The 13,576-nt window shown below is 64.1% G+C and carries 13 protein-coding genes; 10 read left to right on the top strand and 3 right to left on the bottom strand.

The genetic code is table 11. The annotated features are described in order from the left end of the window. The first annotated feature begins 31 nt into the window (after nt 1–31). Nucleotides 32–1,597, top strand: a complete 1,566-nt coding sequence (locus NY023_RS07140; protein WP_013971430.1) for a beta-1,6-glucan synthase — start codon at nt 32–34, stop codon at nt 1,595–1,597. Nucleotides 1,598–1,682: 85 nt separating this feature from the next. Here the strand turns inward: NY023_RS07140 and NY023_RS07135 are convergent, their stop codons facing one another. Continuing rightward, entirely contained in the window at nt 1,683–2,051 is a 369-nt protein-coding gene (locus NY023_RS07135) for a hypothetical protein (RefSeq protein WP_024086431.1), read from the bottom strand. A gap of 190 nt (nt 2,052–2,241) precedes the next feature. On the opposite strand from NY023_RS07135, the gene NY023_RS07130 reads away from it, so the two are divergent. Continuing rightward, entirely contained in the window at nt 2,242–3,540 is a 1,299-nt protein-coding gene (locus NY023_RS07130) for a hypothetical protein (RefSeq protein WP_003260096.1), read from the top strand. A gap of 73 nt (nt 3,541–3,613) precedes the next feature. Beyond that, the gene (locus NY023_RS07125) at nt 3,614–4,357 is read left to right on the top strand and encodes a VacJ family lipoprotein (RefSeq protein ID WP_043936071.1); all 744 of its coding nucleotides are present in this window, start codon (nt 3,614–3,616) and stop codon (nt 4,355–4,357) included. A 79-nt stretch (nt 4,358–4,436) separates the two neighbouring features. Here NY023_RS07125 and NY023_RS07120 read toward each other — a convergent pair whose 3' ends face one another. Continuing rightward, nucleotides 4,437–5,585, bottom strand: a complete 1,149-nt coding sequence (locus NY023_RS07120; protein WP_013971426.1) for a patatin-like phospholipase family protein — start codon at nt 5,583–5,585, stop codon at nt 4,437–4,439. Between the two features lie 149 nt (nt 5,586–5,734). Beyond that, complete coding sequence (locus tag NY023_RS07115) at nt 5,735–6,670, bottom strand: lipid A biosynthesis lauroyl acyltransferase (RefSeq protein WP_013971425.1); 936 nt, start codon at nt 6,668–6,670, stop codon at nt 5,735–5,737. A 111-nt stretch (nt 6,671–6,781) separates the two neighbouring features. Here NY023_RS07115 and minC point away from each other — a divergent pair, with 111 nt between their 5' ends. The 7 genes from minC to NY023_RS07080 all read left to right on the top strand — a co-directional run bounded on the left by minC (nt 6,782) and on the right by NY023_RS07080 (nt 13,497). Continuing rightward, on the top strand, nt 6,782–7,540 hold the full coding sequence (gene minC, locus NY023_RS07110; RefSeq protein WP_013971424.1) for a septum site-determining protein MinC: 759 nt from the start codon (nt 6,782–6,784) through the stop codon (nt 7,538–7,540). A gap of 101 nt (nt 7,541–7,641) precedes the next feature. Further along, a complete protein-coding gene (gene minD, locus NY023_RS07105) occupies nt 7,642–8,454 on the top strand; it encodes a septum site-determining protein MinD (RefSeq protein WP_013971423.1) in 813 nt (270 codons plus the stop codon). Nucleotides 8,455–8,457: 3 nt separating this feature from the next. After that, on the top strand, nt 8,458–8,712 hold the full coding sequence (gene minE, locus NY023_RS07100; RefSeq protein ID WP_003252572.1) for a cell division topological specificity factor MinE: 255 nt from the start codon (nt 8,458–8,460) through the stop codon (nt 8,710–8,712). A 160-nt stretch (nt 8,713–8,872) separates the two neighbouring features. Further along, nucleotides 8,873–9,508 carry an RluA family pseudouridine synthase gene (locus NY023_RS07095; protein WP_013971421.1) on the top strand — a complete coding sequence of 212 codons (636 nt, stop codon included), beginning with the start codon at nt 8,873–8,875 and terminating at the stop codon, nt 9,506–9,508. Between the two features lie 169 nt (nt 9,509–9,677). Then, nucleotides 9,678–10,967, top strand: coding sequence for a M18 family aminopeptidase (locus NY023_RS07090; RefSeq protein WP_013971420.1), 1,290 nt, complete (start codon nt 9,678–9,680; stop codon nt 10,965–10,967). 188 nt (nt 10,968–11,155) lie between these two features. After that, nucleotides 11,156–11,323 carry a hypothetical protein gene (locus NY023_RS07085; protein ID WP_003260099.1) on the top strand — a complete coding sequence of 56 codons (168 nt, stop codon included), beginning with the start codon at nt 11,156–11,158 and terminating at the stop codon, nt 11,321–11,323. Nucleotides 11,324–11,367: 44 nt separating this feature from the next. Beyond that, nucleotides 11,368–13,497 carry a mechanosensitive ion channel family protein gene (locus NY023_RS07080; protein ID WP_013971419.1) on the top strand — a complete coding sequence of 710 codons (2,130 nt, stop codon included), beginning with the start codon at nt 11,368–11,370 and terminating at the stop codon, nt 13,495–13,497. The last annotated feature ends 79 nt before the right edge of the window (nt 13,498–13,576 follow it).

Genomic DNA, 13,576 nt, shown 5'->3' with positions numbered 1-13,576 from the left:
CGGGCTACTATCTACCCTTTTGCACCTGACGATGGACCGCCCGATGCCCAGTTCTACCCGCCTGCTGCTGCCGTTGTACCTGCTTGCCTGCCTGCTCGCCCTGCTCGGGCTCGGAGGGCTCTGGTACGGGCTTGGCAAGCCGGTGCAACTGCCGGACGCGGCCAGCGCGACGCACAAGCTGCAATGCGCCTCGTATACCCCGTTCGACAAGGACCAGTCGCCCTACGACCAACCGTTGCGCCTGCGCCCGGCCCGCATGGATGCCGACCTGGCGTTGCTGGCCGAGCGTTTCCAGTGCATCCGCACCTATTCCCAGACCGGTCTTGAGGCAATTCCGGCGCTGGCGCGCAAGCATGGCCTGAAGGTGATGCTAGGTGCCTGGGTCAACGCCCACCCGGCCGACACCGAGAAAGAAATCGAGCTGCTGATCGCCGCCGCCAATGCCAACCCCGACGTGGTCAGCGCGGTGATCGTCGGCAACGAGACGCTGCTGCGCAAGGAAGTGACTGGCGCGCACCTGGCCACGCTGATCGCCCGGGTGAAAAGCCAGGTCAAGGTGCCGGTAACCTACGCCGATGTGTGGGAATTCTGGTTGCAGCACCCGCAGGTAGCGCCTGCGGTGGACTTCCTGACTATTCACTTGCTGCCTTACTGGGAAGACGACCCGCGGGGCATCGACGAAGCCCTGGCCCACGTCGCCGATGTGCGCCGGGTGTTCGGCACGCGCTTCGCGCCGAAGGACATTCTGATCGGTGAAACCGGCTGGCCCAGCGAAGGCCGCCAGCGCGAAACCGCGCAGCCCAGCCGGGTCAACGAGGCGCGCTTCATTCGCGGGTTCGTGGCCATGGCCGAAAGCAACGGCTGGCACTACAACCTGATCGAGGCGTTCGACCAGCCATGGAAGCGCGCCAATGAGGGGGCGGTTGGTGGTTACTGGGGGCTTTACGATGCCAACCGGCAGGACAAGGGCATACTCGAAGGGCCGGTGAGCAACCTGCCTTACTGGCCGCAGTGGTTGCTGGCCAGTGCCGTGCTGATGGTGCTGATGCTGATGCTTGCCGGGCGCCCTGCCACCCCGACGGCAGCCATGTTGTTGCCGTTGCTGGCAGCGTTTGGGGCAGGCTGCCTGGGGCTCTGGGGCGAGCTGATGCGCACCCATGCGCGCTTTGCCGGGGAGTGGCTGTGGGCGGTGCTGCTGGCAGGGCTGAACCTGTTGGTGCTGGCCCATGCCGTGCTGGCCCTGGCACGGCGCGCGGGCTGGCGCGAACGCCTGTACGCCTGGTTGCAGGCGCGGGCCGGCTGGCTGTTGCTGGCGGCGGGTTTTGCCGCGGCGGTGAGCATGCTGGCGATGGTGTTCGACCCACGCTACCGCAGCTTCCCCAGCGCAGCGTTGGCGTTGCCGGCGCTGGTGTTTGCAGTGTGGCCGGTGCGGGCGCGGCGTGCGGAGGTAGCGTTACTGGCGTTCATCGTCGGTGCCGGGGTGGCGCCGCAGTTGTTTGTGGAAGGGTTGGAGAACCGACAGGCCTGGGGGTGGGCAGTGGTCAGTGTGCTGATGACCGCGGCCTTGTGGCGGAGCTTGCGGCTGCGCCCGGCCTGATATCTTTGGGACCGCGCCGATTTCATAGGCAGCTTAACTCCTGTGGGAGCTGGCTTGCCTGCGATGGGCCGCAAAGCGGCCCCTTTCAGCCTTGATCCGGCGACCTGACCAACCGCAACCCCGCCAACACCAGCGCGAACACGGCAATGCTGGCGGTATACAGCACCAGTGCCGGCACCGCGAACACCAACGCCACCACCGCCAGCCACCAGCCGCCACGGCCGGCAACGACCTGCGCCAGCAGCGCCAGCCCCAGCCCGCTCCAGGCCATCACCTGATGATGAATGCCCAACCCCAACAAAGACCGCACCTCACACTGCCAGTACGCCGCCGGCGCCGTGCACAGCCCCACCCACTGCCCGTCCTCCATCAGCCCATAGCGCACGCCATAACTGGCAGCAAGCCAGAGCCCCAGAAACAGCACAAGCAGCGCAGCCGGCAGCGAACGAGACATCCAGCTCTCCAATAGCGGTAATCGAAAGCATCCATGATCGCTTATGCCCAGTTGTAAGGCAAAATCACATCCCTGCAGCTATGTTGCAGATAACAAGCACACCAAAGACCACCGCACCTGGCAACTTTGCCCGGCCCGTTGTGGTCCTAGCCTGCACACTGCTCGACCTTGCGTTCTTTTGGGGGATTACATGCTTCGATCTTTGCGCCTCGCTGCCTTGCTCGGTGGCCTGCTCATGGCTGTGGCCGCTTCGGCGCGGGATATCGACGCCGCGAGCTATGGTTTCCCCTTGACCAACCCGTTCGAGGCAACCATCGCCACCACGCCACCGGACCAGCGCCCCACCCTGCCCGAAGATGACGAAATCAACCAGTCCGACTACAGCCTCAACCTGCGCCCGGACCGTGAATTCACTCTGCCGGACAATTTCTGGGCGGTGAAAAAGCTCAAGTACCGCCTGGCCCGCCAGGACCGCGAGGCGCCGCTGATCTTCATCATCGCCGGCACCGGTGCGCCCTACACCAGCAGCATCAACGAATACCTGAAGAAGCTGTTCTACCAGGCCGGCTTCCACGTGGTGCAGCTGTCGTCGCCAACCAGTTACGACTTCATGAGCGCCGCCTCGCGCTTCGCCACCCCAGGCGTCAGCCAGGAGGATGCCGAAGACATGTACCGGGTGATGCAGGCCGTGCGTGCCCAGCACCCGCGCCTGCCGATCAGCGAGTTCTACCTCACCGGCTACAGCCTGGGCGCACTCGACGCTGCCTTTGTCAGCCACCTGGACGAAACCCGCCGCAGCTTCAACTTCAAGCGTGTACTGCTGCTGAACCCGCCGGTCAACCTGTACACCTCGATCAACAACCTAGACAAGCTGGTGCAGACCCAGGTCAAGGGCATCGACCGCAGCACCACCTTCTACGAGCTGATGTTGGCCAAGCTGACCCGCTACTTCCAGGAAAAGGGCTACATCGACCTCAATGAGGCCTTGCTGTACGACTTCCAGCAGTCGCGCCAGCACCTGTCCAACGAGCAGATGGCCATGCTGATCGGCACCTCGTTCCGCTTCTCGGCAGCCGACATTGCCTTTACCTCCGACCTGATCAACCGCCGCGGCCTGATCATTCCGCCGAAGTTCCCGATCACCGAGGGCAGCAGCCTCACGCCATTCTTCAAGCGTGCCCTGCAGTGCGACTTCGACTGCTACATGACCGAGCAGGTCATCCCCATGTGGCGCGCCCGGACCGACGGCAACAGCATCCTGCAACTGGTCAACCAGGTCAGCCTGTATGCACTTGAAGACTACCTGAGCAGCAGCGACAAGATCGCCGTGATGCACAACGCCGACGACGTCATCCTCGGCCCTGGTGACATCGGCTTCCTGCGCAAGGTGTTCGGTGAGCGTCTGACCCTTTACCCCCATGGCGGCCATTGCGGCAACCTCAATTACCGCGTCAACAGTGACGCCATGCTGGAGTTCTTCCGTGGTTAACAAACTCCTCTTCGCCACTGCCCTGTTCGCCGCCGGCCACGCCCTGGCTGCCGAAACCGCCCCCCGGGCCAGCGTGGTCGAGGCCGACCCGCAAGTCACCGAAGCGCCACTGGCGCCCGAGACCGATGGTTTCCTCGACCCGCTGCGTGAGCTGAAATTCAACCCGGGGCTGGACCAGCGCGAGTTCGAGCGCTCCACCCTGCAAGCGCTGAACGTGTACGACCCGCTGGAGTCGATCAACCGGCGCGTCTATCACTTCAACTACCGTCTGGACCAATGGGTGCTGCTGCCGATGGTAAGCGGCTACCAATACGTCACCCCGCGCTTCGTGCGCACCGGGGTGACCAACTTCTTCAACAACCTGGGCGACGTGCCGAACCTGTTCAACAGCGTGTTGCAGCTCAAGGCCAAGCGCTCGGCCGAGATCACCGCGCGGCTGATGTTCAACACCATCATCGGCGTGGGTGGGCTTTGGGACCCGGCAACCAAGATGGGCCTGCCGCGGCAAAGTGAAGACTTTGGCCAGACCTTGGGCTTCTATGGCGTACCGGACGGGCCGTACCTGATGCTGCCGGTGCTGGGGCCTTCGAACCTGCGCGATACCACCGGGCTGGTGGTGGACTATGCAGGCGAACAGGCGATCAACTACCTGAACGTGGCCGAAGCCAGCAGCGACCACCCGGAAATCTCCGTGCTGCGCGTGGTGGACAAGCGCTACAGCACCAAATTCCGCTATGGCCAGCTCAACTCGCCGTTCGAGTACGAGAAGGTGCGGTATGTGTATACCCAGGCGCGCAAGTTGCAGATAGCCGAGTAGGCAGGCCAGGCCTCTTCGCGGGTATCGTGCGATCCCTGTGGGAGCGGGTTTACCCGCGAAGAGGCCGGCACAAGCAACATCAAATCCCCAGGAACTGGCAAAGCTCCCGCTTCTTGGCCAAGGCATCCTTTCGCCCCAGCTCTATCAGCTCGCTGCAGTAACTGGCCTCGAACAGCAAATAGCTCAACACCCCCGCCCCGCTGGTACGCGTCGCCCCCGGCCCACGCAGGAACATGCGCAACGCCGCCGGCAACTCGCGCCGATGTCGCGCGGCAATCTCGTCCAGCGGCTGGCTGGGCGCCACCACCAGCACGTCGATCGGCGCCAGGCCCAAGCGCCGGGCGTCCAGGTGCGCCGGCAACAGGTGGCTCAGGTGGTTGAGGCGCTGCAGCAGCTCGATGTCGTCTTCCAGGCTGTCAATGAACGTACTGTTGAGCATGTGCCCGCCGATCTGCGCCAGGCTCGGCTGCTGGCCGCTGAACACGCGCTGGGTCGGCAACGGTGGCGCCGGCCGCTGCGGGTTGCCACTGACCCCGACTACCAGTACCCGGCTGGCGCCCAGGTGCAGGGCCGGGCTGATCGGTGCCGACTGGCGCACCGCACCATCGCCGAAATATTCATCACCCAGCCGCACCGGGGCGAACAGCAACGGGATGGCCGCGCTGGCCAGCAGATGATCGATGGTCAATGGCGTGGGCATGCCGATACGGCGATGGCGCAACCAGGCTTCGATGGTGCCGCGGCCCTGGTAGAAGGTTACCGCCTGGCCGGACTCGTAGCCAAACGCGGTCACCGCGACGGCGCGCAGTTGCTCGGCGGCCAGGGAGTGGGCGATGCCGTCCAGGTTCAGGTGCGCCTGCAGCAAGCCGCGCAATGGGCTGCTGTCCAGGAGCGCCACTGGCGCCGGGCCACCCACGCCCAGCAGGTTGTGGGCGACGAAGCGGCTGGCCTGGCGGACTACACCGGGCCAGTCGCTGCGGATGACCAGGTGGCTGCGGAAGTTCTGCCAGAAGGCGGTGAGCCGTTGTACGGCATCGCTGAAATGGGTGGCGCCGCTGGCCAGGGTGACGGCGTTGATGGCCCCGGCGGAGGTGCCCACGATGACCGGGAACGGGTTGTGCGCGCCGGCGGGCAGCAATTCGGCAATGCCGGCCAGCACGCCCACCTGGTAGGCGGCGCGGGCGCCGCCGCCAGAAAGGATAAGACCGGTTACCGGGGGTGGGGCCATTGGAGTCCTTCCTGGGGTTGGTGGGCTGTCAGTGCCGGCCCTTTCGCGGGTAAACCCGCTCCTACAGGTTCTTCACCGGCCTTGAAGGCTGTGCAATACCTGTGGGAGCGGGTTCACCCGCGAAAGGGCCGGCACAGGCAAAACAAAATTCAGCGCTTCTTCTTGTCATACAGCCGCGGCTCCCCTTCGGGTCGCGACTTGAACCGGCGATGCGCCCAAAGGTACTGCTCGGGGCATTCGCGCAACACGCTTTCCACCCACTGGTTGATTCGCAGGCAGTCAGCCTCTTCGCTCTCCCCGGGGAAATCCGCCAGCGGCGGGTGGACCACCAGGCGATAGCCGCTGCCGTCCTCCAGGCGCTTCTGGGTGAACGGAATCACCTGCGCCTTGCCCAACCGGGCAAACTTGGTGGTAGCGGTCACCGTCGCCGCCGGGATGCCGAACAGCGGCACGAACAGGCTCTGCTTGGCGCCGTAGTCCTGGTCGGGTGCGTACCAGATCGCCCGGCCCGAACGCAGCAGCTTGAGCATGCCGCGCACATCCTCGCGCTCCACCGCCAGCGAGTCGAGGTTATGCCGCTCGCGGCCGCTGCGCTGGATGAAGTCGAACAGCGGGTTGCCGTGCTCACGGTACATGCCATCGATGGTGTGATGCTGGCCCAGCAGTGCGGCGCCGATCTCCAGGGTGGTGAAGTGCACCGCCATCAGAATGGCCCCCTGCCCCGCCTGCTGGGCGGCCTGCAAGTGCTCCAGCCCCTCGACATGGGCCAGGCGCGCCAACCGGGCCTTGGGCCACCACCAGCTCATGGCCATTTCGAAGAAGGCGATACCGGTGGAGGCGAAGTTGGCCTTGAGCAGGCGCTGCCGTTCGTCGACCGACAGCTCCGGGAAGCACAGCTCCAGGTTGCGCGCGGCAATGCGCCGCCGCTCACCGGCAAAGCGGTACATCACCGCTCCCAGCGCGGCACCGACTTTCAACAGGACCCGATACGGCAACTGGACCACCAGCCACAGCAGGCCCAGGCCCAGCCACAGGCCCCAGAAACGTGGGTGAAGGAAATAGGGACGAAAACGCGGGCGTTCCATTGAAGCTTCCGGAAAGACAAAGGCCGCGCATTCTACAACGGATCAGCGCATGTTGCGGGCAACCGGTCTTATCGTTATAAGTCAGGGCACTTTTTTCGCAACAAGCCGTCTATGCAGACCATGAGCCCAAACCACACACCCGACACCGCCTCCGTGTTCCAGCTCAAGGGCAGCATGCTCGCCATTACAGTGCTGGAGCTGGCGCGCAATGACCTTGAAGCCCTCGACCGCCAACTGGCGGCCAAAGTCGCCCAGGCACCGAACTTCTTCAGCAACACGCCACTGGTGCTGGCGCTGGACAAGCTGCCGGCCGACGAGGGGGCAATCGACCTGCCCGGCTTGATGCGGATCTGCCGCCACCACGGCCTGCGTACCCTGGCCATCCGTGCCAACCGCATCGAGGACATCGCCGCCGCCATCGCCATCGACCTGCCGGTGCTGCCGCCATCCGGCGCGCGCGAGCGGCCGCTGGAGCCCGAACCCGAGGTGAAGAAGCCCGAGCCGGCCCCTGTCCCGCCACCAATCCTCGAACCCGAGGTACGCCCGACCCGCATCATCACTACGCCAGTACGTGGCGGCCAGCAGATCTACGCCCAGGGCGGCGACCTGGTGGTGACCGCTTCGGTCAGCCCGGGGGCGGAACTTCTGGCCGATGGCAACATCCATGTGTACGGCGCCATGCGCGGCCGCGCCCTGGCCGGCATCAAAGGCAACACCAAGGCACGTATCTTCTGTCAGCAGATGACCGCCGAAATGGTCTCCATCGCCGGCCAGTACAAGGTCTGCGAGGACCTGCGCCGCGACCCGCTGTGGGGTACCGGCGTGCAAGTCAGCCTGTCTGGCGACGTGTTGAACATCACCCGTCTTTAACGGATACTTGCCAGCATTTTTAGTGCAACTTTTCTTACCGTTGCCATTTATTTGTATTTTTGCAGGGACGTGTGTCCCGATTATTTTAGGGGTGAAACACCTTGGCCAAGATTATCGTGGTTACTTCCGGCAAGGGGGGTGTGGGCAAGACCACCACCAGCGCCGCCATTGGTACCGGCCTCGCACTGCGTGGCCACAAGACCGTCATCGTCGACTTCGACGTGGGCCTGCGTAACCTCGACCTGATCATGGGCTGCGAACGCCGCGTGGTGTACGACTTCGTCAACGTGGTCAACGGCGAAGCCAACCTGCAACAGGCCCTGATCAAGGACAAGCGCCTCGAGAACCTGTACGTGCTGGCCGCCAGCCAGACCCGTGACAAGGACGCGCTGACCCAGGAAGGCGTGGAAAAGGTCCTGATGGAGCTGAAGAAAGACTTCGACTTCGTCATCTGCGACTCGCCGGCCGGTATCGAGAAAGGCGCACACCTGGCCATGTACTTTGCCGACGAAGCCGTCGTGGTCACCAACCCCGAGGTATCCTCGGTACGAGACTCCGACCGCATGCTGGGCATCCTGTCGAGCAAGTCGCGCCGCTCCGAGAACGGCGAAGAGCCGATCAAGGAACACCTGCTTATCACCCGCTACCACCCGGAGCGCGTGGAAAAGGGCGAAATGCTGAGCATCGCCGACGTCGAAGAGATCCTGGCGATCAAGCTCAAGGGTGTGATCCCCGAGAGCCAGGCAGTGCTCAAGGCTTCCAACCAGGGTATCCCGGTCATCCTCGACGACCAGAGCGATGCCGGCCAGGCCTATAGCGATACCGTCGACCGTCTGCTGGGCAAAGAAAAGCCCCTGCGGTTCATCGAAGTGCCGAAGCAAGGATTCTTCGCGCGCCTGTTTGGAGGCAAGTAAACCATGAACCTTTTTGACTTCTTTCGTGGCAGACAGAAACAGACCAGCGCGTCGGTAGCGAAAGAGCGTCTACAGATCATCGTGGCGCACGAGCGCGGCCAACGCAGCGAACCGGACTACCTGCCAGCGCTGCAGAAAGAACTGCTGGAAGTGATCCGCAAATATGTGAACATCGGCAACGATGATGTGCATATCGAGCTGGAAAACCAGGGTAGCTGCTCGATTCTGGAGCTGAACATCACCTTGCCGGATCGCTGATCCGGCGACCAGGTTTTGATCATTGGGGCTGCTTTGCAGCCCATCGCGACACAAGGCCGCTCCTACAAGGGTTATGCATTTCCCCTGTAGGAGCGGCCTTGTGTCGCGATGGGCCGCAAGGCGGCCCCAGTGTTTTCCCCGATATAACCGAGACCAAGCAATGCCGCTGTCCAACATCCAGATCCTGCACGAAGACGCCGCCATCCTGGTGATCAACAAACCGACCCTGCTGCTGTCGGTACCCGGCCGCACCGAGGACAACAAGGACTGCCTGATCACTCGCCTGCAGGAAAACGGCTACCCCGACGCGCTGATCGTGCACCGCCTGGACTGGGAAACTTCCGGCATCATCCTGCTGGCACGGGATGCCGACAGCCATCGTGAGCTGTCGCGCCAGTTCCACGACCGCGAAACCGAAAAGGCCTACACCGCGCTGTGCTGGGGCCAGCCGGCGCTGGACAGCGGCAGCATCGACCTGCCGCTGCGCTACGACCCGCCGACCAAGCCACGGCATGTGGTGGACCACGAGCAGGGCAAGCATGCGCTGACCTTCTGGCGCATCGTCGAGCGCTGCGGTGATTACTGCCGGGTAGAGCTGACACCGATTACCGGGCGTTCGCACCAGTTGCGCGTGCACATGCTGTCGATCGGGCACCCGCTGCTGGGCGACCGGCTGTATGCCAACCCCGAGGCACTGGCTGCCCATGAGCGGTTGTGCCTGCATGCCTCGATGCTGAGCTTTACCCACCCGGTGTCCGGGGAGCGGTTGAAGTTCGAGTGCCCTGCGCCCTTCTGATTGTGTACAGCCTGTACTGGCCTCTTCGCGGCTAAAGCCGCTCCCACAGGGACCGCACCGCTTTCGACGGTTGTGCAGTACCTGTGGGAGAGGCTTCAGCCGCGAAGAGGCAGACACAATTTGTCGACCTAATACGCTAAACTCGCGCCACTGCTGTCTGGAGTGAGCTATGCGCGACGCACTGAATTCTGGCCTTATCGACTTCCTCAAGGCCTCCCCCACGCCCTTCCATGCCACCGCCAGCCTGGCCCAGCGCCTGGAAGCTGCCGGCTACCAGCGCCTGGACGAGCGCGACAGCTGGGTCACGGTACCTGGCGGCCGCTACTACGTCACCCGTAACGACTCGTCGATCATCGCCATCAAGCTGGGCAAGCAGGCACCGTTGCTGAACGGCATTCGCATGGTCGGTGCCCACACCGACAGCCCGTGCCTGCGGGTCAAGCCGCAGCCCGAGCTGCAGCGCCAGGGCTTCCTGCAGCTGGGCGTCGAAGTGTATGGCGGCGCCCTGCTGGCGCCATGGTTCGACCGCGACCTGTCGCTGGCCGGCCGGGTCACATATCGCCGAGACGGCAAGGTCGAAAGCCAGCTGATCGACTTCAAGCTGCCGATCGCGGTCATTCCCAACCTGGCAATCCATCTCAACCGCACCGCCAACGAAGGCTGGGCGATCAACCCGCAGAACGAGCTGCCGCCGATCCTGGCCCAGGTGGCGGGTGACGAGCGCATCGACTTCCGCGCCCTGCTCACCGAGCAACTGGCCCGCGAGCACGAGCTGATCGCCGACGTGGTGCTGGATTACGAGCTGAGCTTCTACGACACCCAAAACGCCGCGCTGGTCGGCCTGAACGGCGACTTCATCGCCGGCGCGCGCCTGGACAACCTGTTGTCGTGCTATGCCGGCCTGCAGGCACTGCTGGCCGCCGACAGCGACGAGACCTGCGTACTGGTGTGCAACGACCATGAAGAAGTCGGCAGCTGCTCGGCCTGTGGCGCCGACGGGCCGATGCTGGAGCAGACCCTGCAACGCCTGCTGCCGGATGGCGACGCCTACGTGCGCACCATCCAGCGCTCGCTGATGGTGTCGGCCGACAACGCCCACGGCGTGCACCCCAACTACGCCGACAAGCACGACGGCAACCACGGGCCCAAGCTCAACGCCGGGCCGGTAATCAAGGTGAACAACAACCAGCGCTACGCTACCAACAGCGAAACCGCCGGGTTCTTCCGTCACCTGTGCATGGCCGAGGAAGTGCCGGTGCAGAGCTTCGTGGTACGCAGCGACATGGGCTGTGGTTCGACCATCGGGCCGATTGCCGCCAGCCACCTGGGCGTGCGTACGGTGGATATAGGCTTGCCGACCTTTGCCATGCATTCGATTCGCGAACTGTGCGGCAGCCATGACCTGGCGCACCTGGTGAAGGTGCTGAGCGCCTTCTACCGTTGCCGCGAGTTGCCCTGATGCCTTGATGCAAGCAGGCCTGGCCTCTTCGCGGGTAAACCCGCTCCCACAGGTACCGCACAGTTCCTGTGGGAGCGGGTTCACCCGCGAAGAGGCCGGGCCTGCTCGCACCTGCTGAAGGTCAATCCCGCTTCGCCCGCTACCCGCTATGCTTGTTACATGGCCCCACTGCAAAAGGATTGCTGTCCATGTCCCCGTTCCTGTCCCTGTTCGTGCCGGTGTTTCTGTTCCTGTTGCTGCTGACCATCGGTTTCAGCCTGCGCGAGCGCAATATCGGCGTTGTGATGATGTGGGTCGGCACACTGGGTATCTTCGGCCTCACCTGCTGGAAAATCCTGGAGCAACTGCCGTCGTGAACCTCTACACTCGGTCAATCGTTTGACCTGAGGTAGTTTTGCCAGTGCCTGCTCTCCTGCGTTGCCTGTTCCTGCTGCTGTTCCTGTTTGTCACCCCGTTACAGGCTGCGGGCCTGCCAGGCCTGCTGGGTGGCAGCGCGCCCGCGCAGCCAGAAGCCAGCGAACCGCTGGGCAAGTCGCTGGACGAGGTGATCAAGAACCTGGAAAACGACCAGCAGCGGGCCAAACTCCTGGCCGACCTGAAAAAGCTGCGCGACGCCACCAGGCAATCGCAACCCACCGTCGAACAGGGCGTGCTCGGCCTGATCGGCGGCGCCCTGCAGGACTTCGAAAAGCAGTTCAGCGGCGATGCCAGCCCGTTCCATCGCTGGGCCGCGGAAATCGAACAGGCCCAGGCCGAACTGACCGAGTTGATGGTGCCGGTGCACCAGTGGCCGGCCATTCTGTTCGGCTTTGCCGCCGTCATCGCCGTCTGGAGCGTGCTGGCCTACGCCTTCAACTGGGTCGGGCATCGGGTACGCCTGCGTTTTGGCCTGAGCGAGGAACTGCCGCAGCACCCACGCACCTGGGATCTGGTGCGCTTTGCCCTGCGCAAGCTGGGCCCATGGCTGGTGGCGCTGGTGTTCACCGTTTACCTGAGCTTCGTGCTGCCGCCGTCGCTGGGCAAGTCGCTGGCCATGGTGCTGGCCTACGCACTGGTGGTCGGCACCTGCTTCTCGGCCATCTGCGTGATTGCCTTCTCGCTGCTCGACGGCCCCCACCGCCACCGCGCCCTGTACATCCTGCGCCACCAGGCCTTCCGCCCGCTGTGGCTGATCGGCAGTTTCGCCGCGTTTGGCGAAGCGATGAGCGATCCGCGCCTGATGGTCGCCCTCGGCACCCACCTGGCCCACGCCCTGGCTACCCTGGCCAACGTGATCGCGGCGCTGTGCACCGGGCTGTTCATCCTGCGCTTCCGTCGCCCGATCGCCCACCTGATCCGCAACCAGCCGCTGTCACGGCGCCTGACCCGGCGCACCCTAAGTGACACCATCGAGATCCTCGGCAGCTTCTGGTTCGTGCCAGCACTGATCCTGGTGGCGATTTCGCTGTTCGCTACCTTTATCTCGGCCGGCGACACCAGCACCGCCCTGCGCCAGTCGCTGATGTGCACGGTGTTGGTGGTGGTGTGCATGGTGCTCAACGGCCTGGTGCGCCGCCACGCCGCCAACCCCAAGCGCGCCAGCAAGCGCCAGGCGGTGTACGCCGAACGCCTGCGCAACTTCGGCTACCTGCTGGTGCACCTGTTCATCTGGCTGGTGTTCATCGAACTGGGGCTGCGTGTGTGGGGCCTGTCGATGATCAGCTTCGCCGAGGGCGACGGCCACGACATAAGCGTGCGCCTGCTGGGCCTGGCCGGCACGCTGATCGTCGCCTGGCTGGTGTGGATCCTTGCCGACACCGCCGTGCACCACGCCCTGGTGCGCTCGCGCCGGGGCCTGGCCAACGCCCGCGCGCAAACCATGATGCCGTTGATCCGCAACGTGATGTTCGTGGTCATCTTCATCATCGCGGTGATTGTCGCCCTGGCCAACATGGGCATGAACGTCACCCCGCTGCTGGCGGGTGCCGGTGTGATCGGCCTGGCCATCGGCTTTGGTGCCCAGTCGCTGGTGGCCGACCTGATCACCGGCTTGTTCATCATCATCGAGGACTCGCTGGCCATCGACGACTACGTGGATGTGGGCGGCCACCTGGGCACGGTGGAGGGGCTGACCATCCGTACCGTACGCCTGCGTGACATCGACGGCATCGTGCATACCATCCCGTTCAGCGAGATCAAGAGCATCAAGAACTACTCGCGCGAGTTCGGCTACGCGATCTTCCGCGTGGCGATCCCGCACAGCATGAACATCGACCAGGCCATCACGCTGATTCGCGAAGTGGGGCAGAAGCTGCGCAACGACCCGCTGATGCGCCGCAACATCTGGTCGCCGCTGGAGCTGCAGGGGGTGGAGAGCTTCGAGTCGGGGTCGGCGATCTTGCGTGCGCGGTTCAAGACTGCGCCGATCAAGCAATGGGAAGTGTCGCGGGCCTTCAACCTGGCTTTGAAGCGGCAGCTGGATGAGGCCGGGCTGGATTTGGCAACGCCACGGTTGTCAGTGCAGGTAGTGACTGCCGGTTCTTCCAGTTAAGGCCTATTCGCGGGTGAACCCGCTCCCACAAGTACTGTGCAAAGGCTGAAACCTGTGCGGCCCCTGTGGGAGCGGGCGA

This window comes from Pseudomonas sp. NBB, from assembly GCF_032701105.1.
GTDB classification, from domain to species: domain Bacteria; phylum Pseudomonadota; class Gammaproteobacteria; order Pseudomonadales; family Pseudomonadaceae; genus Aquipseudomonas; species Aquipseudomonas asiatica.
This window is presented reverse-complemented; position numbering and strand designations above follow the sequence as displayed.

Excerpts from the sequence above, each read along its gene's own strand:
- NY023_RS07120 (WP_013971426.1), bottom strand. The coding sequence starts at position 5,585 with ATGGCCCCACCCCCGGTAACCGGTCTTATCCTTTCTGGCGGCGGCGCC.
- NY023_RS07140 (WP_013971430.1), top strand. The coding sequence starts at position 32 with ATGGACCGCCCGATGCCCAGTTCTACCCGCCTGCTGCTGCCGTTGTAC.
- minE (WP_003252572.1), top strand. The coding sequence starts at position 8,458 with ATGAACCTTTTTGACTTCTTTCGTGGCAGACAGAAACAGACCAGCGCG.
- NY023_RS07135 (WP_024086431.1), bottom strand. The coding sequence starts at position 2,051 with ATGTCTCGTTCGCTGCCGGCTGCGCTGCTTGTGCTGTTTCTGGGGCTC.
- NY023_RS07115 (WP_013971425.1), bottom strand. The coding sequence starts at position 6,670 with ATGGAACGCCCGCGTTTTCGTCCCTATTTCCTTCACCCACGTTTCTGG.
- NY023_RS07090 (WP_013971420.1), top strand. The coding sequence starts at position 9,678 with ATGCGCGACGCACTGAATTCTGGCCTTATCGACTTCCTCAAGGCCTCC.
- NY023_RS07130 (WP_003260096.1), top strand. The coding sequence starts at position 2,242 with ATGCTTCGATCTTTGCGCCTCGCTGCCTTGCTCGGTGGCCTGCTCATG.
- NY023_RS07095 (WP_013971421.1), top strand. The coding sequence starts at position 8,873 with ATGCCGCTGTCCAACATCCAGATCCTGCACGAAGACGCCGCCATCCTG.
- minC (WP_013971424.1), top strand. The coding sequence starts at position 6,782 with ATGCAGACCATGAGCCCAAACCACACACCCGACACCGCCTCCGTGTTC.
- NY023_RS07085 (WP_003260099.1), top strand. The coding sequence starts at position 11,156 with ATGTCCCCGTTCCTGTCCCTGTTCGTGCCGGTGTTTCTGTTCCTGTTG.